The sequence below is a fragment of the Hydrogenophaga electricum genome (assembly GCF_030160815.1).
GTDB lineage: Bacteria > Pseudomonadota > Gammaproteobacteria > Burkholderiales > Burkholderiaceae_C > Hydrogenophaga > Hydrogenophaga electricum.
Window position 1 is genome coordinate 1 of the sequence record NZ_BSPB01000027.1, and the last position, 24,292, is coordinate 24,292.

23 protein-coding genes are annotated in these 24,292 nt (G+C 64.7%); 11 read left to right on the plus strand and 12 right to left on the minus strand.

What is annotated here, in order from left to right:
* Nucleotides 1–1,035: M48 family metallopeptidase (locus QQK43_RS14980; protein ID WP_370465283.1), on the minus strand; the 1,035-nt coding region annotated here is incomplete at its 3' end.
* A gap of 43 nt (nt 1,036–1,078) precedes the next feature.
* Between QQK43_RS14980 and moaC the strand changes: the two genes are divergently transcribed.
* Nucleotides 1,079–1,612: a cyclic pyranopterin monophosphate synthase MoaC gene (moaC, locus tag QQK43_RS14985; protein WP_370465284.1), complete on the plus strand. Its 534-nt coding sequence runs from the start codon at nt 1,079–1,081 to the stop codon at nt 1,610–1,612.
* Nucleotides 1,613–1,639: 27 nt separating this feature from the next.
* Nucleotides 1,640–2,734, plus strand: a complete 1,095-nt coding sequence (locus tag QQK43_RS14990; RefSeq protein WP_284308369.1) for a zinc-binding metallopeptidase family protein — start codon at nt 1,640–1,642, stop codon at nt 2,732–2,734.
* A gap of 33 nt (nt 2,735–2,767) precedes the next feature.
* On the opposite strand, the gene QQK43_RS14995 is transcribed toward QQK43_RS14990, so the two are convergent.
* From QQK43_RS14995 to sucC, 9 genes are all read right to left on the minus strand, one after another.
* On the minus strand, nt 2,768–4,270 hold the full coding sequence (locus QQK43_RS14995) for a sulfatase-like hydrolase/transferase (protein ID WP_284308371.1): 1,503 nt from the start codon (nt 4,268–4,270) through the stop codon (nt 2,768–2,770).
* A gap of 84 nt (nt 4,271–4,354) precedes the next feature.
* A complete protein-coding gene (locus QQK43_RS15000; RefSeq protein ID WP_284308372.1) occupies nt 4,355–4,807 on the minus strand; it encodes a pilin in 453 nt (150 codons plus the stop codon).
* Between the two features lie 411 nt (nt 4,808–5,218).
* A complete protein-coding gene (locus QQK43_RS15005; protein WP_284308373.1) occupies nt 5,219–6,022 on the minus strand; it encodes a 3',5'-cyclic-nucleotide phosphodiesterase in 804 nt (267 codons plus the stop codon).
* Between the two features lie 66 nt (nt 6,023–6,088).
* Nucleotides 6,089–8,338 carry a CHASE2 domain-containing protein gene (locus tag QQK43_RS15010; protein ID WP_284308374.1) on the minus strand — a complete coding sequence of 750 codons (2,250 nt, stop codon included), beginning with the start codon at nt 8,336–8,338 and terminating at the stop codon, nt 6,089–6,091.
* A gap of 47 nt (nt 8,339–8,385) precedes the next feature.
* Nucleotides 8,386–9,012 (minus strand): FHA domain-containing protein, encoded by a 627-nt coding sequence (locus QQK43_RS15015; protein ID WP_234264226.1) that lies wholly within the window; start codon nt 9,010–9,012, stop codon nt 8,386–8,388.
* A 38-nt stretch (nt 9,013–9,050) separates the two neighbouring features.
* Nucleotides 9,051–9,839: a Stp1/IreP family PP2C-type Ser/Thr phosphatase gene (locus tag QQK43_RS15020; protein WP_234264227.1), complete on the minus strand. Its 789-nt coding sequence runs from the start codon at nt 9,837–9,839 to the stop codon at nt 9,051–9,053.
* Between the two features lie 10 nt (nt 9,840–9,849).
* Nucleotides 9,850–12,489, minus strand: coding sequence for a CHASE2 domain-containing serine/threonine-protein kinase (locus QQK43_RS15025; protein WP_284308376.1), 2,640 nt, complete (start codon nt 12,487–12,489; stop codon nt 9,850–9,852).
* Nucleotides 12,490–12,751: 262 nt separating this feature from the next.
* The gene (sucD, locus tag QQK43_RS15030; RefSeq protein WP_234264229.1) at nt 12,752–13,645 is read right to left on the minus strand and encodes a succinate--CoA ligase subunit alpha; all 894 of its coding nucleotides are present in this window, start codon (nt 13,643–13,645) and stop codon (nt 12,752–12,754) included.
* A 15-nt stretch (nt 13,646–13,660) separates the two neighbouring features.
* Complete coding sequence (gene sucC / locus QQK43_RS15035; protein WP_234264230.1) at nt 13,661–14,821, minus strand: ADP-forming succinate--CoA ligase subunit beta; 1,161 nt, start codon at nt 14,819–14,821, stop codon at nt 13,661–13,663.
* A 204-nt stretch (nt 14,822–15,025) separates the two neighbouring features.
* Between sucC and argC the strand changes: the two genes are divergently transcribed.
* Nucleotides 15,026–15,949 (plus strand): N-acetyl-gamma-glutamyl-phosphate reductase, encoded by a 924-nt coding sequence (gene argC / locus QQK43_RS15040; RefSeq protein WP_284308377.1) that lies wholly within the window; start codon nt 15,026–15,028, stop codon nt 15,947–15,949.
* A gap of 101 nt (nt 15,950–16,050) precedes the next feature.
* Here the strand turns inward: argC and recX are convergent, their stop codons facing one another.
* Both recX and recA read right to left on the minus strand, forming a co-directional pair.
* Entirely contained in the window at nt 16,051–16,500 is a 450-nt protein-coding gene (gene recX / locus QQK43_RS15045; RefSeq protein WP_284308378.1) for a recombination regulator RecX, read from the minus strand.
* A gap of 8 nt (nt 16,501–16,508) precedes the next feature.
* Entirely contained in the window at nt 16,509–17,615 is a 1,107-nt protein-coding gene (gene recA, locus QQK43_RS15050; protein ID WP_234264233.1) for a recombinase RecA, read from the minus strand.
* A gap of 142 nt (nt 17,616–17,757) precedes the next feature.
* Here recA and QQK43_RS15055 point away from each other — a divergent pair, with 142 nt between their 5' ends.
* The 8 genes from QQK43_RS15055 (at nt 17,758) to QQK43_RS15090 (ending at nt 24,258) form a co-directional block, all read left to right on the plus strand.
* The gene (locus QQK43_RS15055; protein ID WP_284308380.1) at nt 17,758–18,246 is read left to right on the plus strand and encodes a MarR family winged helix-turn-helix transcriptional regulator; all 489 of its coding nucleotides are present in this window, start codon (nt 17,758–17,760) and stop codon (nt 18,244–18,246) included.
* Between the two features lie 115 nt (nt 18,247–18,361).
* The gene (locus QQK43_RS15060; RefSeq protein WP_284308382.1) at nt 18,362–19,177 is read left to right on the plus strand and encodes an ABC transporter ATP-binding protein; all 816 of its coding nucleotides are present in this window, start codon (nt 18,362–18,364) and stop codon (nt 19,175–19,177) included.
* Nucleotides 19,178–19,229: 52 nt separating this feature from the next.
* Nucleotides 19,230–20,228 carry an ABC transporter substrate-binding protein gene (locus QQK43_RS15065; RefSeq protein ID WP_284308383.1) on the plus strand — a complete coding sequence of 333 codons (999 nt, stop codon included), beginning with the start codon at nt 19,230–19,232 and terminating at the stop codon, nt 20,226–20,228.
* Nucleotides 20,229–20,261: 33 nt separating this feature from the next.
* Nucleotides 20,262–21,035 carry an ABC transporter permease gene (locus tag QQK43_RS15070; RefSeq protein ID WP_234264237.1) on the plus strand — a complete coding sequence of 258 codons (774 nt, stop codon included), beginning with the start codon at nt 20,262–20,264 and terminating at the stop codon, nt 21,033–21,035.
* Nucleotides 21,032–21,793 (plus strand): SDR family oxidoreductase, encoded by a 762-nt coding sequence (locus QQK43_RS15075; protein ID WP_370465285.1) that lies wholly within the window; start codon nt 21,032–21,034, stop codon nt 21,791–21,793. The genes QQK43_RS15070 and QQK43_RS15075 overlap by 4 nt, the downstream gene beginning before the upstream one ends.
* A gap of 119 nt (nt 21,794–21,912) precedes the next feature.
* Entirely contained in the window at nt 21,913–22,410 is a 498-nt protein-coding gene (locus QQK43_RS15080) for a cupin domain-containing protein (protein WP_234264320.1), read from the plus strand.
* A gap of 146 nt (nt 22,411–22,556) precedes the next feature.
* Complete coding sequence (locus QQK43_RS15085) at nt 22,557–23,384, plus strand: alpha/beta fold hydrolase (RefSeq protein WP_284308384.1); 828 nt, start codon at nt 22,557–22,559, stop codon at nt 23,382–23,384.
* 37 nt (nt 23,385–23,421) lie between these two features.
* Complete coding sequence (locus tag QQK43_RS15090; protein WP_284308385.1) at nt 23,422–24,258, plus strand: IclR family transcriptional regulator; 837 nt, start codon at nt 23,422–23,424, stop codon at nt 24,256–24,258.
* Nucleotides 24,259–24,292: the final 34 nt, after the last annotated feature.

A 24,292-nucleotide genomic window follows, 5' to 3' on the forward strand; every position in this document is an offset into this window, starting at 1 on the left:
ATAACGCTCGGCGGGCGTGGCCTGCGGCACCTGGCCAGCCTGCCACCAGACGCGCCAGCGCTCCGGCGCCTTTTCCGACAGCACCCGCGCGCGCGCCGAGGCGTAGGCGTGCACCGCCACCGCCTCAGAGGCGGCCACCGCCGACTTGCGCGGCCCGAGCGGCGTGCTGGCAGCCCCGGCCGGCAACCGCGCGCGCATGTCGGCCATGCGTTCGGTGCTCAGCGGGTGGCTGCGCAGGTAGGGATAGGAGCCGTCGTCATTCAGCCGCGACACCTGCTGCAGCTTGTCGAACATCGAAACGAAACCGTGCCCGTCGAAGCCCGCGTCGGTGAGCACGCCAAAACCCACCCGGTCGGCCTCGCGCTCCATGTCGCGCGAGAAGTTGAGCTGGTTCTGCACCGCCATGGCCTGCCCACCCATGATCGCCGCGTTGGCCACGTCCACGTTGGAGCTGGCGCTGGCCGCCAGCGCGCCCAGAATCATGGCGCCCAGGATCCAGGGCGCCTGCTGTGACTGGCGGCTGAGCATGCGCGCAATGTGCCGCTGCGCCACGTGCGAAAACTCGTGCGCCAGCACACTGGCCAGCTCTTCAGGGGTGTCGGTCACGGCCACCAGGCCCAGCTCCACCCCCAGATACCCCCCTGGCAGGGCAAAGGCGTTGACCTGCTTGGTGTTGGACAGCATCAGCTCCCAGGCCAGGCGCTCGTCCAGTTCGGGCGACAGCTCACCCCGCTTGCGCGCCGCCACCAACAAGGGCTGCCACAGCGAATCGAGGTAATCCACCAGCACCGCATCGTCCAGATAGTCCGGATCGCGGTAGATGCTGCGCGCGATGCTGTCGCCCAGTCGGCGTTCTTCGCTCAGCCCCATGTCCGAGCCGTCGCCCAGCGAAGGCAGCGACGAGCCCGCCCGCCCTGGTGGGGTGCTTTGCGCCTGGGCGGGCGCCGATGGCGACAGGGAAGCGGTCAGCACCAGGGCGCACAGGGCAGCGGCCAGCGACACGGCGCGCACGGAAGAGGCTGCAGGGACAAGCATCTTCGTATGATGCCGCCAAGCGCCCAGGGTTTCTGTAAATCCCATGCAAAGTTTGCCTGACATGCCCGACACCCCGACTCCTCCGACCGACCAGCCTGCCCACAGCCCCCTGACGCATTTCGATGCCCAGGGCCAAGCCCACATGGTAGACATTGCCGCCAAGGCGGCCACGCACCGGGTGGCCATTGCCGAAGGCCGCATCACCATGCAGCCCGCCACACTGGCGCTCATCCGCGAGGGCCATGCCCGCAAGGGCGACGTACTGGGCATCGCCCGGATCGCCGGCATCCAGGGTGCCAAGCGCACCAGCGACCTGATTCCGCTGTGCCATCCGATCGCGCTCACCCGCGTGACCGTGGACTTTGAGCTCGAACCCGACACCCCGGCCGTGCGCTGCCTGGCCCGGGCCGAGTGCACCGGCCCGACCGGCGTTGAAATGGAGGCCCTGACCGCCTGCAGCGTGGCCCTGCTGACGATCTACGACATGTGCAAGGCCGCCGACCGGGGCATGACGCTGCAACACGTGCGGCTGCTGGAAAAACACGGTGGCAAGAGCGGGCATTTTGTGGCCGAATAAACGTCTGCCACCCGGGAGGGCGTTGCCATGAAAACCTTCCAGTGCACCCAATGCGGCAGCCTGGTGTTCTTCAACGATCTGGTCTGCGTGACCTGCCGCCACGCGCTGGGCTTCGACCCTGAGGTGCTCAGCCTGCGGGCTGTGGGTCCCGAAGAAGGGGGAGACATCGACGGCCCCTGGCGCTTCTGCCGCAACCACGCCGACCACCAGGCCTGCAACTTCCTCGTCGCGGCCGACGATCCCGACGGCTACTGCGTCTCGTGCCGGCAGACCCGCGTCATCCCCAACCTCGAAGTCCCCGGCAACCGCCAGCGCTGGGCCACCATCGAACACGCCAAACGGCGGCTGTACTACACCCTCGCCAAACTCGGCCTGGAAAACGCCCGCTCCAGCGACGCTCCGCTACCGACCCCGGTCTACGAATTCCGTGAAGACGTGCCCGGCGAAGAGCCCGTGATGACCGGCCACGCCAACGGCCTCATCACCCTCAACATCGCTGAAGCCGACGACACCGAGCGCACCCGCCGGCGCACCCACCTGCACGAGCCCTACCGCACCCTGCTCGGCCACCTGCGGCACGAAGTGGGCCACTTTTATTGGGACCTGTTCTTCCCGAACAATTCCCCCGCCCTGGAGCAGTTTCGCCAATTGTTCGGCTACGAACGCACCGACTACGGCCAGGCCCTGCAACGCCACTACACCTCCGGCCCACCCGCCGACTGGCCCGCGCACCACGTCAGCAGCTACGCCACCATGCACCCATGGGAAGACTGGGCCGAAACCTGGGCCCACTACCTGCACCTGATGGACCTGCTGGAAACCGCCGCCCACTTCCAGATGCAGTTCAGCCTGCAAGGCCCAGGCGAAGCGGTCATCACCCGGTGCCAGGATCCCTACGCACCCGGAGACGCACAAACGTCACCAACGGCCTTCACCGAGTTGCTCAGCCAGGGTATGGCCACTTCACTCGTGCTCAACAGCCTCAACCGCAGTCTGGGACAGGACGACGCCTATCCGTTTGCGCTGTCGACACCGGTATTGGAGAAATTGGGGTTTGTGCATGAGGTGGTGAGAAACATCCATCCTGTACCTCTCCCACAAACACCCACCACTCTCCAATAACCAAACTTGCTCTCAAAAGAGCGTAAGCTTCTCTCACCATTTTTTCCAAGAATCTGTGCGCCACGCGTACACAGACTCATCGAAAACACGACTCCCATAGCGCTCGGACAAATTAGGCTGGGAATCCAAAATGGAAGACCCGAAACCCACCTGATATGAGCGACCCAGTAACACCTGGAGAATAGTGGGTGCTACGTCAAATTGACTGGCCGTCCGACCCACCGTTCGTGGGGTCAAGGCCTTATCCCATATCACCATTCTATTGCGGCGCGGCGCAGAATTCTGGCTCAGTGCCTCGCGCGCCTGGCTATTCATCATCAGGTGGTCCGACAGCAGCACAATGGTCGAATCATGAATGTTGTCACGAACTATTTGCTCCAGAAAATCGCCCAAAATCTCATCAGTGCATCGCAGCGCATTCAAATGCTCGACATCACCTCGACCGTAACGAACACCCCGAAGCTTACAAGCAGGTGAAGCAAAACCTTCTGGGGGATGACTATCCAGCGTCAATGTAACCAACGCAAACGGAAGATGACTCGATGCCCGAAGCGCTCCGATTTTCTGTCGCACCAAGGGCAAAAGTTCGTCATCATAAATCCCCCATTTTGACAGAGGCGAATTAGGATTTGACAATTTTTCAAGGCCAAAAATCTCCTCAAAATTCATCGTTTCATAATAGCGCCCTTTGCCAGCAAAATCACTGCTCGCCCCTCCCATATAGACACGCCAAAAACCCTGCTTTCCCAAATAATCAGACAAACAGTTATAGCCACCGGCAAATTTACCAAAATCATTTGACTCATTCCTCAACCGATGCGATGAGAGAGGAACACCACATTGCGTTGCAATCATTCCTGCAATAGTCCACTCTGACATTGGGGCCTGTTGAATACCTTCAAAGACAACCCCTTGTGCACTCAAAGCATTCAATTTAGGCATCAAACCAGGAAAGAGACTCTCGTCAAAAAATGCCCACTCCAAAGATTCAGAATAAATGACTATGAGATTTTTCTTTGACCCGCTCAGCCTCTCCGGAACACTGTTAGCAGCAAGAAAATTCGGAAGATCGATATGATCAATTTTATTCATACCCGCAGAGGTTGCCGTCAGAGACACCTCCTCGGTCAATGGGGACATGATACCCCCCATTGCTGCCCCCCCAAAAACCAGAAATAGTTGCATGCCAACCGAAGCAGGCAAAAATTTTGGCAATCTAGCCCTGATCACGCCATAAAAAAATAAACCCAACACCAACACAATAACCGGCACAGCATAGAGAACTTCATCATACGCCGTCAGCAGAATCACATCCTTCCACGAGGCGTTGAGAATATAATAAAGAACAGCTTCATTGAAGCCATTTCCAGTAATGGAATTAATCAGAAAATAAGCAGCCACCCAAATAATATTCAGCGCGAACAGGCCTGCAGCTGTATACCAAAGCCACCTAGAGCCCACAAAAAAGTAGGCGACCAAGAACACCACCGAACAAACACCCGCATGGATCAATGCATACTCAAACAACACCTTCACGCCTCATTTAAACTCCACTTGAAACAGCCGTCCTCCAAAAAAAAAGGCGCCATAAGGCGCCTTTTTTTTTGCAAGGTCAGCTCATCAGCCGCGGCATGTTGCAGGGCGATACTTCTGAGGAATCGTACCGCTACAAACCCATTGACCAACACCCGAGCCAGCAGTAATAGCCGTAGTACCAGTAGCGCCGGCATAAGGAGTCAAAACAATGGTTTGGCCATCGACGTCAGTGGCAATCCCCTGGGCAGTCACAGTGATCACACCAGCAGCGGAGGTCGCCACGCTAGCCACATACTGCGAAACAGCCGTAGAAGACTCGCAGCCATAGCCGTTAGCGCCAGGCAGGGTCGCGGTAGATTGAGCGGTTTCTGTAACAGCCGTACGGCAAGCAGAGGCGGCCAAGATCACTTCGGACACCTTCGCTCGCTTGGTGTAGTCCTGATAGGCCGGCAGCGCCACGGCAGCCAGAATACCGATGATGGCCACCACGATCATCAGTTCGATCAGGGTGAAACCCTGTTGCAGGGAACGCTTCATGGATAACTCCTTGGAGAGGGTTGGAAAGTAGACGGGAGGACTGATGCAGATGCCGTGCCAGCACGAAGTGAGTCTGTTTTTGCGGTCTTTTTCACGCTTCACGCGCGAGGGTGACACTTTGTGACGCTCAGCCGGCTCAAGCAGGGTGACATTTTTTGTCAGCCCTCTTTGCGGAGACCGGTTTTGTCACTCCCGAGGCCTCGGATTGGGCATACGTGCCCAGGCCCCCAGGGGCACAGGACCTCGCCCCTGGGATCCCGCCTGCGCGGGAACGACGGCGCGGTCGGGTGCTGCTGGATGCGATGGGGTAATCAGGAGCCAGAAGCGGAAGGCTCAGGCACACAAGCCCACTTCTGCGCGACTCAAAGCTCAAAGCTCAAAGCTCAAAGCTCAAAGCTCAAAGCTCAAAGCTCAAAGCTCAAAGCTCATGCCGGCCGCCAGCCAGCGGATGTCGTGCCGGGCTTCGCTGTCACCATCAGGCATGGCGTCGAAGCGGGCGATTTCTTCCATGATCAGCCCGGTTTCGGCCGGCTTGGTGTGGGTGATGTAGATTGGGTAGGCGTTGCGGCGGGCGATCTGGTCGAGTTCGGCGGCCAGCGTGCTGGGGGCCAGGTGCAGGCTGCGTCGCGCCAGGTCGCGCTCGCGGTCGCTGAAGGCGGTTTCGATCACGAGCATGGCCACCGGCAGGTCGTTCACCCTCGCCCAGAAAGCGGGGTTGCGTTCGGTGTCGCCACTGAACACCCAGTGCCCTTGCGGCGCTGCCACCGCGTAGCCGACAGCGGGCACGGTGTGCACGGCCGGCAGCGCCTCCACGGTTTTGCCAGCCACGGTGAAAGTCTGCCCGACCTGAATGGGCACGAAGCGCATGAGCGGCGCCTGTGCATTGGGAATGACCGCGAAGTTGGGCCAGATGACGTTGTTGAAGACGTGCGCCTCCAGGGCCGCAATCGTTGCGGGCAGGGCGTGCACCTGCAGCGGCCCCAGTCCGGCGGCCAGGCGGCGCGACGCCACAGCATCGAGCATCAGCGGCAGGCTGGCCACATGGTCCAGGTGCGAGTGCGTGAGCAGCACATGGCGAATGCGCAGCATGTCGTCCAGGGCCAGATCCCCCACGCCCGTGCCGGCGTCAACGAGCACGTCGTCGTCGAGCAGAAATGACGTGGTGCGGCAGCCTTGGGCAATGGCGCCCGAGCATCCGAGAACTTTGACCCTCATCAATCGACCTGTGTATTCCCCCACACACCCGGGCCACATGGCCGGGCGTTCCGGTGTGTTTGTCACCTACTTGGTGACGAACGTCGTGATGCCATCCCAATCCGTGTCGGGAGGGCTGATCCGTGCAGAGGCTACCCGGTCGGCCCAGAGCCGGTAAAGGACTTTTTTCTCGTTCAAGCGCTGCAGGCGTTCCAGGGCCGTTTCACAGGCGATCCAGTCGCGCGCACGCCACGCCTGCTGAAAATCTGACCAGAGTCGAAGTTCTTCCCGCAGCGCGGGGGTGACGGCGTCAGCCACGCACAGTGGGGTCCAGATGTTCACCGCGAGGGCCTTGCCTTTGACACGAACGAAGTCGATGGGTTGCCAGCACAGGCCCTGTACCTGCGCCTGCGTCGCTTCGCTGGCCACGATGGCAACCCCGTACTCGCGCGACAGGCTTTCGAGCCGCGCGGCCAGATTGACCGCATCGCCGATCACGGTGTAGCTGCGGCGCAGGTCCGAGCCCATGTCGCCCACGCACATGGCGCCCGTGTTCAGCCCCACCCCCACGCCGATCAGTGGCAGGCCAGCCTGGGCATGCCGGGCATTGATGTCGTCGATGGCGCGCAGCATGTCCAGCGCGGCTTCGGTGGCGCGCCGCGCATGGTCGGGCATGTCGACCGGCGCCCCCCAGAAGGCCATGACGCAATCGCCCATGTATTTGTCGATCGTGCCCTGGTGGGCCCGGATGACCTGCGACAGGCGGCTGAAGACCCCATTGAGCAGCGCCTGCAGACGCAGCGGGTCCATGCCTTCGGCAATCTGGGTAAAGCCCCGCATGTCGCAGAACATGACCGTCATTTCGCGCGTGCTGGCAGCCATGCTGTAGCTGTCAGGGTCCTTGACCATCTCGTCGACCAGTTCGGGGGGCACGTAGGTACCGAACAGTTGGGCCAGTTCCCGCTTGGCGCGGGTTTCGATGAGGTAGCCGTAGCTCATGTTCAGCGCCACGGCGAAGGCGGCCATCACCAGCGTGGTCGCCAGGGGCAGCACCAGTCCGCTGGCGGTGTAGAACAGCGTATTCAGCGCGACCAGCACCAGCAGCACCGAGACACTGAGCCACGCCGCCCTCGCGGCCGACAGCAGGGGCAACACCACCGCCAGCAGCACGCCCACCAGCAGCAGTTGCACCAACTCGAAGCCGGTGGCGTAGTCGGGCCGGACCTTGAGGTCCCCGTCCAGCAGCGCGCTGAGCAGGTTGGCATGCGTTTCGACGCCGGGGTAGGCCTCGCCCACGGGCGTCACGCGCAAGTCCATGAGACCGGGGGCGGTGGTCCCCAGCAACACGATGCGCCCGCGCAACTCGCCTGGGGCCAGGCGCCCATTGAGCAGGTCCGTGGCCGACACATAGCGGTACGAGCCCCCTTCGGGGCCTCCGCTCCCTCGAAAAGGCACCAAGGCCGCCACCCGCTGGTCGACCGGGATGTCCAGATGCCGACCGTTCTTGACCAGGCGCACGCTCTTGAGCGCCAGGTAGTCGGACGAAAGAAAGCGCTCGGGCGGGAAGCCCGGCATCACCGCTGGCCACTGAAGCAACTGCCGGAACATGGCCAGCGCCAGCGACTCGTAGTAGCGCCCCTGGTAGTCGGCCAGCAAAGGCATGGAGCGCACCACCCCATCGGCATCGGTGATCGCGTTGAAAAACCCCGCGCTCCCTGCCGCGGCCGTCAGCGGCGCGATGTTGGCGCCGTAACCATCCCACTGGGTGAACAGGGCCCTGCGCCCCTGCAACGCCGCAGCATCCATCACCGGGGTCGGCAGGACACCGCTGGTGCGCCCACCACGATCGCTGGTGAAGTAGTAGCCCAGCACGGCGGGCCGGTCGCGCAGGGCCGCTGCCAGACGGGCATCGCGATCCAGTTCGCTGCGCAGTGCTTCCACCTGCTGGGCGAAGCCGGGTTGCTGCGCCAGCGGCCCCTCCGCCAGACGTTGCAACTGCTGCAAGCCGGAGCTCTCGTCGGGCTCCGCAAAAACCGTGTCGAACCCCAGCAGGGCAATGCCTTGCTGCTCGAAGAGCACATCCACCAGCCGTGCGACGCGGTCGCGCGGCCAAGGCCAGCGGCCTTCATCGGCCAGGCTTTTTTCGTCGATGTCGACAATGACGATGCGCTCGTCGAGCGTTTGCGACATGGTCAGCCGCAGCCGGGTGTCATAGAAAATTTCGTCCAGCCGCTGCAGTACCGGCATGGGCAACACCCCGACCACGTGCAGCACCGCCAACAGCAAGGGTATGAACGTGACGCCGATGCGGGCGCCGTGCCGGCGTAGCAGTTGCATGGTTGGCGGGGAAACCGCCACCGGGCGGCGTGCACCCGGCAATGGGGTCAGGACTGGATGAACTGCATCTGCGTACCAGCCAGCTCGATCAGGTCGCCATGGCGCAGCTGGATGGCATCGGTCCCGATCGGGTTGCCGTTGACCGTGGGCTTGGTCGCCCCTTCGACCAGGGCCACCACGTAGCCCTGAGGGCGCCGGGTAATCGCAGCCACCGCCACGCCCGGTTTGCCGATGGTGGTCACCACCTTGACCAGCGGCACTTCACGCCCGGCTGCCGCACCGGACATGACCTTGATCGCGGCATTGCCCACGGGTGCGGGAGACTCCGCGCCGCCCACCACGGCCCCACCCTGGATGACCATGGTCTTTTCGTAGTTGTCCGATGCGCCGTCGTGCACGAACTTGATCTTGTACTTGCCAATTTCGACGGTATCGCCATTTTGCAGTTGCTGCTTCTTGATGGCTTTGCCGTTGACGTAGGTCCCGTTGGTGCTGTTGAGGTCTTCCAGAAACACGTCGGCGCCCGACATCTGCAGCACAGCGTGTTCACCGCTGACCGCGAGGTTGTCAATGACGATGTCGTTGTAGGGACGGCGGCCCAGAGTCGTGCGGTCCTTGGTGAGTTGCACTTCCTTGATGACGACACCATCGATAGAAACGATCATTTTCGGCATGGCCGACTCCTGTGACCCATTCAGTTAATTCTAAAGACCTAGCCATTTCCCAGCATACGCGAAAGCAGGCCACGTCGGACCATCCTGGCCGTCGAATGCACCAGTATGACCGAAATGTTGTCACGCCCCCCCGCTTCGTTGGCCGCCTCGACCAGGGCCCGGCCGCGCTCTTCGAGCGAGCCTGTTTCCAAAAGTATCGCTGCGATGGCGTCATCCGGCACCATGTCGGTGAGACCATCCGAGCAAAACAGGTAGACGTCGTCCACTTCCAGCCGGAATTCGTTGACTTCCAGCAACACTGTGTCTTCGACCCCCAAAGCCCGGGTCACGAGGTTCTTGTGGGTGGCGAATTGCGCCAGTTCGGGCGAAATCAGGCCGGCGTCAATCTGCTCCTGCAACAGCGAATGGTCGCGCGTCAGTTGCTGCAGCGTCTCCCCGCGCAAGCGGTAGCAGCGCGAATCGCCCACATGGCCGATCATGGCCCGGGTGGGCTGGAACACCCCCATCACCAGCGTGGTCCCCATGCCGGCGTACTGCGCCTCCGAGTTGGCGGCATTGAAGATGGACCGGTTGGCATTGTCGGTACAGATTTCCATGGCCCGGCGCAGTTCGCGGGCGGTGGCCTCATGCCCGCCTTCGGCAATCCAGCGGCCCAGTTCGGTACGAATGAACGAAGTGGCCATGGCGCTGGCCACTTCACCCGCGTTGTAGCCCCCCATGCCATCGGCCAGCACCACCACGTGATTGTCGGCGTCGGTGGACACACAATCTTCGTTGTTCTCCCGGACAAGACCCGGATCGGTCTGGCTGTAATAGGCAAAGTTCATGATGACGGCTTTATAGCCGGATATCGGATTCGGTCCGTACCCAGACCTGTGTTTGTACTGCGGTTTGTGTCGGTGACGCTGCTCCCGGCAAGGCTTCCGTTGCCAGGGCATTGCCAGGCTGCTCTGCTGCAGCGGGCGCCTCTGGTGCCACGGAAGCCGCCCAGCGGGCCAGTGCTTCCGCCAGGTCGCGCCCCCGCTGAGGGCGCAACGCGGGGTCCTTGGCCAGCACGGCGGCCAGCAGTTGGCCCAACCCGGGCGGCAGGTCGGGGCGCAGGCTCGACAGGTCCGGCGCGGGCTGGTTGGCAATCTGGTACATCAGCGCAGCCATCGAATCGGCCTGGAATGGCAAAGACCCCGTCAGCATCTGGAACAGCATCACGCCCAGCGAATAGAGATCGGACCGGCCATCGATCCGGCGCCCCGCGAGCTGCTCGGGCGACATGAAGCTGGGCGTGCCCAGCACCACGCCCGTTTTGGTCCGGCTGGAGCCGGTGACGCGCGCGATGCCGAAATCGGTGACTTTGACCCCGCCGCTCGCCGGGTCGTACATGACATTGCCTGGCTTGACGTCGCGGTGCACCACCTGCTGCTCATGCGCATGGTCCAGCGCCAGCGCCACGACCTGCCCGATGCGCAACACTTCGGCAGCGGGCAACAGCCGCCCGGGGCGGGTATGCGCCGTGAGATCGTGACCACGCAGGAATTCCATGGCGATGTAAGCCAGGTCGTGCTCCTCGCCAGCGTCGAAAATCGTCACGATGTGCGGGTGCTGCAACCGGCCTGCTGTTTCCGCTTCGCGGAAGAATCGCTCCCGCACCGCCTGCAGTTCCGGGCCTTCAAACTCGGCAGACAACGCCAGGGTCTTGATCGCGACGACCCGGCCAATCGTGGGGTCCTGCCCTTGATAGACCACGCCCATCGCCCCTTTGCCCAGCGCTTTTTCGATGCGGTATCGACCCAGCATCGGCTTTTCCAGGCCTGCGGTATCCAGCACCAGATTGCCTCCGGGGTGAGCCACCTGCGTGCCCAGCATCAGGCTGTCGTCCAGCCGGCGCACCCGCTCCAGCCGCTCCTGGGTCGCCGAATCCCCGGGCTCCAGCCCGAGCATGTGCTCGTACACCGACTGCGCCTTGCCGAACTGGCGGCGGCGCTCGAAGTCGAGGGCCAATTGGGACAGGTTGGCCATCAGCGCGTCGCTGTGCGGCACGCGTCGGAAGCGGTCGAAGGCCTGATCAGGCTGCCCCTGCCCCAGCAACGCCAGCCCCATCTGCCGGTTGGTTTCGGCCGACTCGGCGTCGGCACGGCGGGTGCGGGTTTCGGTGACCAGATACCGGCGCGTGGTCAACGCCAGGTAGCCGAACAGCAGCAACAGGGCCGGCAGCACCATCTGGAGCCAGACCGCCTGCCAGGCCAGCAGGCCATATTCCAGACCAAGCAGCCCCACAAAGAGCCCCCCGGACACCCAGGCCCCGCGTGCAGCGCCCCAGCGGGGAAGCACCGCCACCAGATAGACAGCGATCAGCAAAAAGACACCGCCCTCCATACCACCCGCCCAGGCAGGCACCTCGATGAAATGGTTCTGCAGAATGCTGGACGTGACGTGTGCCAGGATGCTGGCCGGAGCCATGGCGGGTGAGATGGGGGAGCTGAACACCGTCCCCACGCCAGCGGCCGTCGCGCCGATGATGACAATCTTGCCGGCGTACTTGCTGGCCGGAATCTGCCCGCTCAGCACGTCGAAAAACGAGTCCTCGCTGAATGCTGGGTGCCCGTTCCGATCCGGATAGAACTGGGGCAGCACCATGGCCCGATCGTCCGTCGGAATCAGCCGCCGGCCCAGGCGCACCCCGACCCCCGGCTCGAACCCCAGGTCGGCGGTGCCAAGATTCAGGCTCCGGGCCGCGGTCACCAGCGCCATGGAAGGCATGGCGTAGCCGTCGAAATGGATCAGCAAAGGTTCCTGCCGCAGCACGCCATCGGAATCCAGCCACTGGTTCAGATGCCCGATGCCAGTCGCCGGCTCGCCGAAGGCCCCCAAAGGCATTTGGGCCGCGATTGCGGGCAGGCCCCAGCCCTGGGTGTCGCTGAGCGCATGACGCTGGCCATAGGCGGCCAGCGGAGCATCCGGCGGCCCTTCGGGCTCTCCCAGCAGGAAAAACGCAGGCAGCACCACATTGCCCGCCGACCGGATGCTGGCCGCCAGCCGCTCATCCCGGTCGAGTGCCGTCTCGCGTTCATTGATGTAGCGGGTCAGCCATTCCTTGGCCACCGGCCCGAGATCGGCCGGCGCATTGCCCTGGATCATTTCCCGCAAACCCCGCAGCGACGGCAACCCCTCGGCGATCTGCGGGTCGAAAAAGAAGGCGGTGTGGGCAATCGTTTTGGCGCCCCCCCCCACCAGCAGGTCGATCATCTGCGCGTGCAGATCACGCGGCCAAGGCCAGCGCCCCACGTTCTCGATGCTGCGGTTGTCGATCGCGATGACGGCAATGCGGTCGCTCGGCGTGCGTCCCGTGTGGGTGCTGCCCAGGTCGTAGAGCCGGCGTTCCAGACCGTCGATCAGGTCGGTACTCACATGCAGCAGCGTCACCACCACCACGATCACGAGCGCGACAAAAGAGCCCGATCGCCAGTAGGTCGATCGGGCCATCTTGCGGGATCGTGGCAGGGGACGAGGGCTCAAGGCAGCATCTACCGGCGCGCAGATTGGTTAAAAACAGTCACAACAAGTCTCATCGGCCGCCTGCCCCAAAAATTCAGCCCAGGCGGGCAGGCATTGTGGGCGACACCGCGTCTCCCGCACCGCCGGCCATACCGGCAAACCGCCAGACGGTCCGAAGCCTGGTGTCAAAGGAAAAAGGGGCAGCGCTCGCGCGCTGCCCCTTCGAGACGGGTACCCGTGGTGTAGCTGCTTACAGCTGGGCCTTGAGCAGCTTGCCCAGCTCGGACGGGTTGCGCGTCACGACGAAGCCACACTCTTCCATGATGGCGAGCTTGGCATCGGCGGTGTCCGCACCCCCGGAGATCAGCGCGCCGGCGTGGCCCATGCGCTTGCCGGGAGGGGCGGTGACGCCAGCGATGAAGCCGACGATCGGCTTCTTCATGTTGGCCTTGCACCATTGGGCAGCGTCGGCTTCGTCCGGACCACCGATCTCACCGATCATGATGACGGCGTCGGTGTCTGGATCGTCGTTGAAGGCCTTCATCACGTCGATGTGCTTGAGGCCGTTGATGGGGTCGCCACCAATGCCCACAGCGCTCGACTGGCCCAGGCCGACTTCGGTCAGCATGGCCACGGCTTCATAGGTCAGCGTGCCGGAGCGCGAGACCACGCCGATGCGGCCCTTGCGGTGGATGTGACCGGGCATGATGCCGATCTTGATCTCGTCAGGCGTGATCAGGCCGGGGCAGTTGGGGCCCAGCAGCAAGGTCTTCTTGCCGCCGGCAGCTTCCTTGGCCTTCATCTTGTTGCGCACCATCAGCATGTCCTTGACCGGAATGCCTTCGGTGATACAGATCGCCATGTCGAGGTCGGCTTCGACAGCTTCCCAGATCGCGTCAGCGGCGCCTGCGGGCGGCACGTAGATCACCGACACGGTGGCGCCGGTCTGCTGGGCAGCTTCCTTGACGGAGGCGTAGATCGGGATATTGAAGATCGACTCGCCCGCCTTCTTGGGGTTCACGCCAGCCACGAAGCAGTTCTTGCCGTTCGCGTATTCCTGGCACTTTTCGGTGTGGAACTGGCCGGTCTTGCCCGTGATGCCTTGGGTGATGACCTTGGTGTCTTTGTTGATGTAGATCGACATGAGTGTTCTCCGGGCTTACTTGACGGCGGCGACGATCTTCGTCGCGGCTTCGGCCATGGTGTCGGCAGCGATGATGGGCAGGCCGGATTCGGCCAGCATCTTCTTGCCCAGCTCTTCGTTCGTGCCCTTCATGCGCACGACCAGCGGCACGTTCAGGTTCACGGCCTTGCAGGCGGTGATCACGCCGGTGGCGATGGTGTCGCACTTCATGATGCCGCCGAAGATGTTCACCAGGATGCCTTCGACCTTGGGGTTCTTCAGCATGATCTTGAAGGCTTCGGTGACCTTCTCGGGGGTGGCGCCGCCGCCCACGTCGAGGAAGTTGGCCGGCTCGCCGCCGAACAGCTTGATCGTGTCCATGGTGGCCATGGCCAGGCCAGCGCCGTTGACCAGGCAGCCGATGTTGCCGTCCAGGCTGATGTAGGCCAGATCGAACTTGGAGGCCTCGATTTCAGCCGGGTCTTCTTCGTCCAGATCGCGGAAGGCCACGATTTCGGGATGGCGGAACAGCGCGTTGGCGTCGAAGTTGAACTTCGCGTCCAGAGCCATCAGGTTGCCCTTGGAATCGCAATTCAGCGGGTTGATTTCCACCAGCGACGCGTCGGTGTCCATGTAGCACTTGTAGATCTTGGCGAAGATGTCCACCGCCTGGTCCACGGAAGCGCCGGTCAGACCGATGGCCGCAGCGACCTTGCGCGACTGCGCTTCGGTGATGCCGGTCAGCGGATCGATCATCTCGGTGACGATCTTTTCGGGCGTGGAATGGGCCACTTCCTCGATGTCCATGCCGCCTTCGCTGGACGCGATCAGGGCCACCTTCTGCGTCGCGCGGTCGGTGACCAGCGACACATACAGCTCGTTCTTGATGTCGGCGCCATCTTCAATGTAGAGGCGGCGGACCTTCTGGCCTTCGGGGCCGGTCTGGTGCGTGACCAGTTGCATGCCCAGGATGTCGCTGGCGCGCGCCTTGACGTCATCGATCGTCTTCGCCACTTTCACGCCACCGCCCTTGCCGCGGCCACCGGCATGGATCTGGGCCTTCACCACCCAGACCGGACCACCCAGCTTCTGGGCGGCTTCCACGGCTTCTTGCACCGTGAACGCGGGAATGCCGCGCGGCACCGGCACACCGAACTGACGCAAGATTTCCTTGCCTTGGTATTCGTGAATCTTCATGAGGTCTCTCTCAGACTGAAGGGGTTTTTATTGCCGGCCCGAAGGGGACGAGGCCGGTGCGCAGGCTCTGGACACAGCAACCGGTGAATGTATCATGGTGCGACGCACCAATCCGGTGAGCGTGACCTTGCACACGCGCGCCTTCGTGCGTAATACATAATTATAAAAGCCTCCCTGAACCCCAACTGACAAGGTTGTTTCCCCATGGCCCAGGTATTCATCGACGGCGAAGCCGGCACCACCGGCCTGCAGATCCGCGAACGGTTGCAGCAGATGCCCACCGTCCAGCTGCTGAGCATCGATCCCGCCCGTCGCAAGGACCCTGAAGCCAAGCGCGAACTCATGGCACAGGCGGATCTGGTCGTGCTGTGCCTGCATGACGACGCCGCCATCGAATCGGTGGCCATGATCGACAGCCTCGATGGCCGGCGGCCACGCATCATCGATGCGTCCACCGCCCACCGCTGCGCCGACGGCTGGACCTACGGGTTCCCCGAATTGCATGCCGGCCAGAAGGCCGCCGTGCAGGCCGCCGAGCGCGTTGCCAATCCGGGGTGTTACGCCACCGGTGCCATTGCCCTGTTGCGCCCCTTGGTCGACGCCGGTCTGCTGCCCCCGGACTTTCCCGTGGCGCTGCCTTCGGTCAGCGGTTATTCGGGCGGCGGCCGCAGCATGATCGAAGCCTATGAAAAAGGCGAGGCCCCGCTGCACGAAGCCTATGCGCTCGGCCTGACCCACAAACATCTGCCAGAGATCATGCGCTACACCGGCATGCAACGCCGCCCGCTGTTCACGCCGGCCGTTGGCAACTTCCGCCAGGGCATGCTGGTGCAATTGCCCCTGCATCTGGACGAGCTGCCCGGTCGCCCCAAAGCGAGCGACCTGCACGATGCCCTGGTGGCGCATTACGCCCCCAGCCGCGCCGAAGGCGGCTGGGTGAGCGTGGAACCCGCCACCGACAGCGGCAAGCTGGACGCCACGGCGCTCAACGACACCAACCAGCTGGAGTTGCGCGTCTTCGCCAACGAAATCCACCGCCACGCGGTGCTGATCGCCCGCCTGGACAACCTGGGCAAGGGCGCCAGCGGTGCGGCGGTGCAGAACCTGCAGCTCATGCTCGGGCTTTAACCCGGCACCAGTCGCCGCTCGCCTTCAGAGAGCAGGGCCCTGCCGGCCAATGCCGGCGGTGCCAGCCTCGGATCGGGCTCATCGCCCGACCCGCCCGCCGATCAGTCCTCGTCGCCGCCCGTCACGACGCGGCGGATCGCTTCGGTGCCAAAACCGCGCGAGGCCAGGAAGCGCATCTGCCGGGCACGCCCCGCGGTGTCGGCCGCCGCTTCGCCGAACTTCTTGCGCCAGACTTCGCGGGCACGCGCCACCTCGGTGGCGCGCAGCGCCTCCACCGCCTCGGCCACCGCTTCGGCACCGATGCCTTTGGCCTGCAATTCCTGCTTGACACGGCCAGCCCCCAGACGCGCAGCACGGCGGTGCAGCACCGAGTCGACCACGCGCTGCTCGTTGATGAAGCCTTTGGCCTCCAACTCGTCCAGCGCCCGCTGCAGTTCGCCTTCCTCGACTTCGTGGGCCGCCAGCTTTTTCTCCAGCTCGGCGCGCGAATGTTCGCGGCCGGCCAGCAGCCGCAGTGCGCGGCCCTTGAGCGAAAGCGTCTCGAAACCCACGGGTGGCCTTATTCGGCCGCCTCGGTGTCAGCAGCCGCCTTGCCCTTGCGGCCCTTGGCTGGCGCCGCCTCTTCGGGCGCCCCATCGACCGGCAGCAGCGGCACACCCAGCGCTTCACGCACCTTGTTCTCGATTTCCACGCGCAGGTCCGGGTTCTCTTTGAGGAACTCGCGCGCGTTGTCGCGACCCTGGCCGATCTTCTCGCCACCGTAGGCGTACCAGGCGCCGGATTTTTCGATCGCCTTGTGCACCACCCCGAGGTCCAGGATCTCGCCCTCGCGGCTGATGCCTTCCCCGAACAGGATGTCGAATTCGGCCGTCTTGAACGGGGGCGCGACCTTGTTCTTGACCACCTTGACCTTGGTTTCGTTACCGATGGCCTCTTCGCCCTTCTTGATCGTGCCGGTGCGGCGGATGTCCAGGCGCACCGAGGCGTAGAACTTGAGCGCGTTGCCCCCGGTGGTGGTTTCGGGGCTGCCGAACATCACGCCGATCTTCATGCGGATCTGGTTGATGAAGATCACCGTGCAGTTGGTCTTCTTGATGGTAGCGGTGAGCTTGCGCAGCGCCTGGCTCATCAGGCGCGCCTGCAGGCCGGGCAGTTGATCGCCCATTTCGCCTTCGATTTCCGCCTTGGGCGTGAGCGCGGCCACCGAGTCGACGACAACCAGATCGACCGCGCCGGAGCGCACCAGCGAATCGACGATTTCCAGCGCCTGCTCGCCGGTGTCGGGCTGGCTGATGAGCAGCTCCGGCAGCTCGACCCCCAGCTTCTGGGCGTACTGCACGTCCAGCGCGTGTTCCGCGTCGACGAAGGCGCAGGTGCCACCGAGCTTCTGCATTTCGGCGATGACCTGCAGCGTCAGCGTGGTCTTGCCCGACGATTCCGGGCCGTAGATCTCGATCACGCGGCCGCGCGGTAGGCCGCCAACGCCGAGCGCGATGTCCAGGCCCAGCGAGCCGGTGGAGACGACCTGGATGTCCTCGATCTGTTCGCCTTCGCCGAGCTTCATGATCGTGCCCTTGCCGAACTGCTTTTCGATCTGGGCCAGCGCGGCCTGCAAGGCCTTGGCCTTTTCGCTGTTGAGGGCGTTGTTCTTCACGGCTGCGTCCATGGGAATGCTCCTGTGCGGGGATTGAAATGGGGAGGCACCGTGGCTTGTTTTTTCATACAGGCTGGATGCTTGAACAGGAGTTTATCGAGGAATACCTGTTTGATTTCAGGATTTTTGGTCAGTTTGACTTATCATTTGAACCGTGAGCATTGAGCAGCCCAGCCCGACCGAACTCGACGACCGCTGGCGCGCCAGCCACCTGGGCCGGCTGCTGGGCGAAGCGTTGCGGCGCTTCGACGAACGCGTGCTGAACCTGATGGCGCACAACCCGCATGTGCCGCTGGCACTGTCGAACCTGGCGGCGCGGCAGCAGGTGGGCGCCGCGCACATCCACATCACCCGCCACCTGGCCTTGCAGGGCTCGCGCCTGACCGAACTTGCGGCCAGTGCCGGCATGAGCAAACAGGCCATGGGCACCCTGGTGGACCAGTGCGAAGCCTGGGGCCTGGTGCGGCGCGAGCCCGACCCGCTGGACGCCCGCGCCCGCCGCATCGTCTTCACCGCCACGGGCCTGCTGTGGCTGGCGGCCTTCCGACAGGCGGTGGCCCAGGCGGAAGCCGAATTCCGCGCCCTCGTCGGCCCCGAGGTGGCCACGGTCGTGACCCTCGGCCTGGAGGCCTACCGGACCTGATCGGTCCGCCAATACCCCAGTTTTTTGATCGGCATTTGCCCACAGCGTCACAGGGCAGGACTACGATTGATTCCGTAATGAATCAACGTTTCATTAGTAAACCAATCGCACCGCCATGAACGCTTCCTCCACCGCCTCCGCTTCCCGTGTGCCCGCGATCGAGTTCATCGGCGTGGACAAGCGTTTCCCTGGCCGCAACGGCGCGCCCGACGTGCTCGCCGCCCGCGACGTCAACCTGTCGATCGCACAGGGCGAGGTGGTCTCCATCATCGGGCCTTCCGGCTGTGGCAAGAGCACGCTGCTGAACATGGGCGCCGGCCTGTCCAGACCGTCGGCGGGCACGGTGAAGGTGGGTGGCGAGGTGGTGGCCGGGCCGAACATGCACGTGGCCTTCATGCTGCAGAAGGACCTGCTGATGCCCTGGCGCACCATCGCGCAGAACGTGGAATTCGGCCTGGAGCTGCGCGGTGTGAAGGCTGCCGAGCGGCGCGTCATCTCGACCCGTCTGCTGGCCCAGTGCCACCTCAAAGGCTTCGAGGGCCATTACCCCAACCAGCTCTCGGGCGGCATGCGCCAGCGCGCCGCCATGGCCCGCACGCTGGCGGTCGACCCGCTGGTGCTGCTGATGGACGAACCCTTCTCCGCTCTGGACGCCCAGACCAAGATGATCCTGCAGCAGGACCTGGCCCGCACCGTCAAGGAAAACGGCAAGACCGTGCTGTTCATCACCCACGATCTGGCCGAGGGCGTGGCCCTCTCGGACCGCATCCTGGTGATGAGCGAGCGCCCCGGCACCATCGTCGAGGAGATCGTGGTCGACATCCCGGACCGCGACAACCCCATGCAGCGCCGCAAGCACGCCGACGTGGGCGACTACGTGGCGCGCCTGATGGACCTGCTCAAGCTCGACGCCAACGCCGACGTGCACTGAATCCCCCTCCCTCCCCTCTCCGTTCCCACCCCACCTTTCCCGGAGTCCGACCATGAAGTTCCCGCGCGCCTTCCACGGCACCCGCCGCACCTGCCTGACCCTGCTGGCCGCCGCCGCCGTGGCTTCGCCGCTGGCCGCCCAGGCCCAGCTGCGCGAAGTGACCTACCTGCTGCCCGCCCCCGGCACGCTGCCGGCCTTCGGTCCGTGGATGCTGGCGCAAGCCAAGGGCTATTACGAGAAAGAAGGCCTGAAGGTCAGTTTCGTCACCGCCCGGGGCGGCGTGGACGTGGCCAAGCAGGTTGGCGCCGGCAACGCCGTGATCGGTGGTGCCATCGGCGACACGCCCATCATCGCGCGCGCCCAGGGCATCCCGGTCAAGGCCGTGGCGGTGCTGGGCGCCGGCTCGCTGATGCAACTGGTCAGCCACAAGGACGAACACATCGAAAGCCCGCGCGAACTCAAGGGCAAGACGGTCACCGTGCTGGCCTACACCGACACCACCTACTACGCGCTGCTGGGCATGCTCAGCAAGGTCGGCCTGACCAAGAACGACGTGAACATCCAGGCTGCCGGCCCGGCCGGGGTGTGGCAGCAGTTTGCCGCCAAGAAGGCCTCCGCCATGGCCGGCACACCCGACTGGACGGTGAACGTGATGGACACCGGTGCGCAGGTCGACATCCTGCCGGCCGACATCTATTTCAAGAGCATGGCCCAGGCCATCCTGGCGTCTGACGAAGTGATCCAGAAGGACCCGGAACTGATCCAGAAGCTGGTGCGCGCCACGCTCAAGGGCATGAAGGACATCATGGCCGACCCCAAGGCCGCCGCGCAGGTCTACACCCAGCACGTGACCGTGCACAAGGGCAAGGAAGCCAGCATCCAGAAGGCCTTCGAGCTCTACAACAAGTACGTGTACGCCAACCAGAAGGTGCCCGGCGCGATGGACGAGGCCCGACTGGGTGACCTGCAGAAGTTCTACGTGAGCAACGGCGTGGTGCCCAAGGAAACCGCGCTGAAGGAGCTCTACACCAACCAGTTCGTGGGCAAGTGAGCGAACGCCCCGAGAGCCGAGACGGAGTCTGACGTGCGAAATGAAAAACTGATCACCGCCGCCTGGAGCCTGGGCGTGCTCGTGGTGTTCCTGCTGGCCTGGGAATACGGCCCGGGCCTGGTGGGCATGCCCGAGTTCGTGCTGCCGCCCTTCTCGCGGGTGTGCGAAGAAGCGGTGCGCATCTGGCACGGCGAACGCCTGCTCTGGCACGCCGGCATCACCAGCCTGGAAGTGGTGGTGGGCTTCGTCCTCGGCTCCTGGCTCGGCGCCATGATCGGCTACGCGCTGGGCGTCTCGCCCCGGGTGGAGGCGGTGCTCTCGCCCTATCTGCTGGCGCTGCAGATCGCGCCCAAGGTGGCGTTCGCGCCGCTGTTCGTGATGTGGCTGGGCTACACGGTCTACCCCAAGATCCTGGTGGCCATCCTGATCGTGTTCTTCCCGGTGCTCATCAACGTGCTGTCGGCCATGCGCGCCATGGACGGCGACCTGATCAACCTGGCCCGCTCGTTCTCGGCCACGCGCTTTCAGGTGTTCCGCATGGTCGAGTTTCCGACCACGCTGCCGCCCCTGTTTTCGGGCCTGCGCATTGCCAGCACGCTGGCGGTGATCGGGGTCGTGGTGGGCGAGCTGGTGGGCGGCAACATGGGCCTGGGCTACCTGCTGACCTTCTTCGAAGGCCAGGGCAACACGGCCGCCGTGTTCGTGATCATCGGTGCGCTCACCGTGATCGGCATCGTCGCCTACTACGCCGTGGTGCTGGCCGAAAAGCGCGTGCTGCATTACCTGCCCAGCGCACAACGGAACTGATGAGCATGACCCCCGAGATCCGACTCGACGACCGGCGCGTGCTGGTCACTGGCGCGGCCCGCGGCCTGGGCGAAAGCTTCGCGCGCGCCCTGGTGGCCGCCGGCGCCCGCGTGGTCATCAGCGACGTGCTGCACGAACGCGGCCAGGCCCTCGCGGCCGAGCTGGGTGAAGCCGCTCACTATGTGCCGCTGGACCTGCTCGACGGCGACAGCATCCGCGCGGGTGTGGACGCGGCCGCGCAGGCGCTGGGCGGGCTGGATGGCCTGATCAACAACGCCGCCATCACCAACTCCGGCGGCAAGACCATGGACGAGCTGTCCGTGGACACCTGGGACCGGGTGATGGACGTGAACGTGCGCGGCACCTGGCTGGTCACCGCCGCGGCGCGCCCGCACCTGGCGGCCAGCGGCAGCGGTCGCGTGGTCAACATCGCCTCCGACACCGCGCTGTGGGGCGCGCCCCGCCTGCTGGCCTATGCCGCGAGCAAGGGCGCGGTGATCGCAATGACCCGGTCGCTGGCGCGCGAGATGGGCGCCGACGGCACCACCGTCAACGCCATCGCTCCGGGCCTGACCCTGGTGGAAGCCACCGAATACGTGCCCCAGGCCCGGCACGACTACTACATGCAGGGCCGTGCGATCACGCGCGCCCAGGTGCCCGATGACGTGAATACCGCCGCGCTGTTCCTGCTCACGCGCGGGGCCGGTTTCGTCACCGGCCAGCTTTTGCCGGTCAACGGCGGTTTTGTCATGAACTGAAAGGAAGCCCCATGAACGCTCCGATCCCCAGCCAGACCCTCGCGGCCAACGAGCCGCAGTTCAACGAGCGCGGCCTGATGGACGCCCGCATCCCGCCCGAGGCCGAGATCCAGGCCGGCATGATGCAGCAGCCCGGCCAGAGCTTTGCCGAGTGGATGGAATCGCGCGTGGCGCGCAAGTCCACCCGCCGCTACGACTGGGACGCGCTGAAGTTCCAGGCCGACTACGACCCCAAGTACCGCCGCGCGCAGATGCGCTACGTGGGCACCGGCGGCACCGGCGTGGCCAAGGACATGAACACCGTGCCCTCGGCGCACTTCACTTTCTCAACCATGGTGATCCCGGCCGGCAACATCGGCCCCTCGCACATCCACTACGACGTGGAAGAAATCTTCTTCGTCATGCGCGGCCAGATGAAGGTCGTCTGCGAGAAGGACGGGCAGAAATGGGAAGCCGTGATCGGCGAGCGCGACCTGATTTCGGTGCCGCCGGGCGTGTACCGCGAAGAGCACAACATCGGCGACGAAGACGCGCTGATGTGCGTGATGCTGGGTTCGCCCAAGCCCATCACCCCGACCTACCCGCCCGATTCGCCGCTGGCCAAGATCAAGCGGTGAACACCCCCCTGCGCCGCTGACGCGGCTTCCCCCCTCCGTGGCGCGCCTTCGGCGCTTCGAGGGGGGACGGCGCCAGCGGCCCGGCTGAGCCGGTTCCGCGGCGCCTGCTGGACCCACCCCCTCTCGCCACCTGAACGTCTTTGTCCATGAGCCCCTCTTCCATCCTGTTGCAGCACCCGCCTCGCCTCGCTGATCTCGGCGGCGGGGTGCGCGTGGGTTACCGCGAGTCCGGCACCGCCGGTGCGGTGACGCACGTGCTGCTGCACGGGATCGGTTCGGGCGCCGGCAGCTGGGCGTTCCAGTTGCAGGCTGCGGCGCAGGCCACCGGTCTGCGGGCGCTGGCCTGGGACGCGCCGGGTTATGGCGAGAGCACGCCGCTGGAGGGCGAGGCGCCCGATGCCGGTGCGTACGCGACCCGGTTGTGGCAGTGGCTGGACAGCCTGGGCGTGCAGGGCCCGGTGACGCTGGTTGGGCATTCGCTGGGCTGCATCATGGCCGCGCGCGCCGCGTTGCAGCAGGCTGCGCGCGTGCAGCGCCTGGTGTTGCTCTCGCCGGCGCGCGGCTACGGCCAGGCGCCGCTGGCCGAGCGCCAGCAGAAGCTGCAAAACCGGCTCGCGATGCTGGCGCGCCTGGGCCCGGTCGGCATGGCCCGCGAGCGCGGTGCGGCCATGCTGTCGGCCAGCGCCGCCCCTGAACTGGTGGAAGCCGTGCGCGACACCATGGCGCGTGTGCACGTGGGCGGCTACACCCAGGCCACGCGTTTGCTCGACCAGGCCGACCTGGGGGCCGACCTGGTGCAGCTGCCCGGCCCGGTGCGGGTGGCCAGCGGCCATGCCGACACGATCACGCCGCCGGCGGCGTGCCAGGCGGTGGCCCGCAGCGTCGGGCAAGATTGGCAGGATCTGGGGCCCGTCGGCCATGCCTGTCCGCTGGAAGCGGCCGCGCAGGTCAACGCTCTCATCGGCTTGCGATGAGACGGCCCCGCCGCCCAACACCAGTCAAGGGAACCCCATGAACGACAAGAACACCGCCTCCGCCGACGACCGCTACACCGTGCCCGCGCTGCAGCGTGGCCTGCAACTGCTGATGCAGTTCAGCCGCGAGGACCGCGAACTGACCGGTGCCGAGCTTTCGCGCCGGCTCGACCTGCCGCGCGCGTCGGTGTTCCGCATGCTGTTCACGCTGGAACAGGGCGGTTTTGTCGAACGGGTGGGCGACGGCAACAGCTACAAGCTCGGGCTGGCGGTGCTGCGCCTGGGCTTCGAATACCTGGCCTCGATGGAGCTGACCGAACACGGGCGCCCCGTGATCGAAGAGCTGCGCGACCGCTGCGGCTATTCGGCCCACCTGGTGGTGCGCGACGGCCGCGACGTGGTGTTCATCGCCAAGGCCGCCGGCCACAACGCCATGTTCCATTCCATCCAGGTCGGTGCGCGCCTGCCGGCCCACGCCACCGTGCTCGGCCGCCTGCTGCTGGGCAATCTGGACCTGGCCGCGCTGCGCCACCTCTACCCCGAAAGCCCGCTGCCGGCCTACACCACGCGCACGCCCACCACGCTGGAACAGCTCAAGATCCTGATCGACCTGCACCGCCTGGACGGCTACGGTGTGAGCCAGGGCGGCTTCGAAACCGGCATCTCCACCATCGGCGCACCGGTCTTCAACGACCGCGGCGAAGTGGCGGCGGCCGTGAGCATCGCCGTGCCCGCCCAGCACGTGAACGAAACCGAGCTGCCGCAGCTCATCGAGCAGGTCAAAGGCGCCGCCGCGCAACTGACCGACCGCATCAGCCACCTGCCCAACCGCGGTGCCTGGCAACCCAATCCGCCGGCCCGCAAAGCGGCCTGACCCCCGGGTCAGCGGCACGCCTTTCATTCATCAC

Bases quoted from the DNA above. Each gene is read 5' to 3' on its own strand.
- argC (WP_284308377.1), top strand. From the start codon at position 15,026: ATGGCCCAGGTATTCATCGACGGCGAAGCCGGCACCACCGGCCTGCAG.
- QQK43_RS15010 (WP_284308374.1), bottom strand. From the start codon at position 8,338: ATGCAACTGCTACGCCGGCACGGCGCCCGCATCGGCGTCACGTTCATA.
- QQK43_RS14990 (WP_284308369.1), top strand. From the start codon at position 1,640: ATGAAAACCTTCCAGTGCACCCAATGCGGCAGCCTGGTGTTCTTCAAC.
- QQK43_RS15020 (WP_234264227.1), bottom strand. From the start codon at position 9,839: ATGAACTTTGCCTATTACAGCCAGACCGATCCGGGTCTTGTCCGGGAG.
- QQK43_RS15060 (WP_284308382.1), top strand. From the start codon at position 18,362: ATGAACGCTTCCTCCACCGCCTCCGCTTCCCGTGTGCCCGCGATCGAG.
- QQK43_RS15085 (WP_284308384.1), top strand. From the start codon at position 22,557: ATGAGCCCCTCTTCCATCCTGTTGCAGCACCCGCCTCGCCTCGCTGAT.
- QQK43_RS15000 (WP_284308372.1), bottom strand. From the start codon at position 4,807: ATGAAGCGTTCCCTGCAACAGGGTTTCACCCTGATCGAACTGATGATC.
- recA (WP_234264233.1), bottom strand. From the start codon at position 17,615: ATGGACGCAGCCGTGAAGAACAACGCCCTCAACAGCGAAAAGGCCAAG.
- moaC (WP_370465284.1), top strand. From the start codon at position 1,079: ATGCAAAGTTTGCCTGACATGCCCGACACCCCGACTCCTCCGACCGAC.
- QQK43_RS15090 (WP_284308385.1), top strand. From the start codon at position 23,422: ATGAACGACAAGAACACCGCCTCCGCCGACGACCGCTACACCGTGCCC.
- QQK43_RS15015 (WP_234264226.1), bottom strand. From the start codon at position 9,012: ATGCCGAAAATGATCGTTTCTATCGATGGTGTCGTCATCAAGGAAGTG.
- sucC (WP_234264230.1), bottom strand. From the start codon at position 14,821: ATGAAGATTCACGAATACCAAGGCAAGGAAATCTTGCGTCAGTTCGGT.
- QQK43_RS15080 (WP_234264320.1), top strand. From the start codon at position 21,913: ATGATGCAGCAGCCCGGCCAGAGCTTTGCCGAGTGGATGGAATCGCGC.
- sucD (WP_234264229.1), bottom strand. From the start codon at position 13,645: ATGTCGATCTACATCAACAAAGACACCAAGGTCATCACCCAAGGCATC.
- QQK43_RS15025 (WP_284308376.1), bottom strand. From the start codon at position 12,489: ATGGCCCGATCGACCTACTGGCGATCGGGCTCTTTTGTCGCGCTCGTG.
- QQK43_RS15065 (WP_284308383.1), top strand. From the start codon at position 19,230: ATGAAGTTCCCGCGCGCCTTCCACGGCACCCGCCGCACCTGCCTGACC.
- QQK43_RS15005 (WP_284308373.1), bottom strand. From the start codon at position 6,022: ATGAGGGTCAAAGTTCTCGGATGCTCGGGCGCCATTGCCCAAGGCTGC.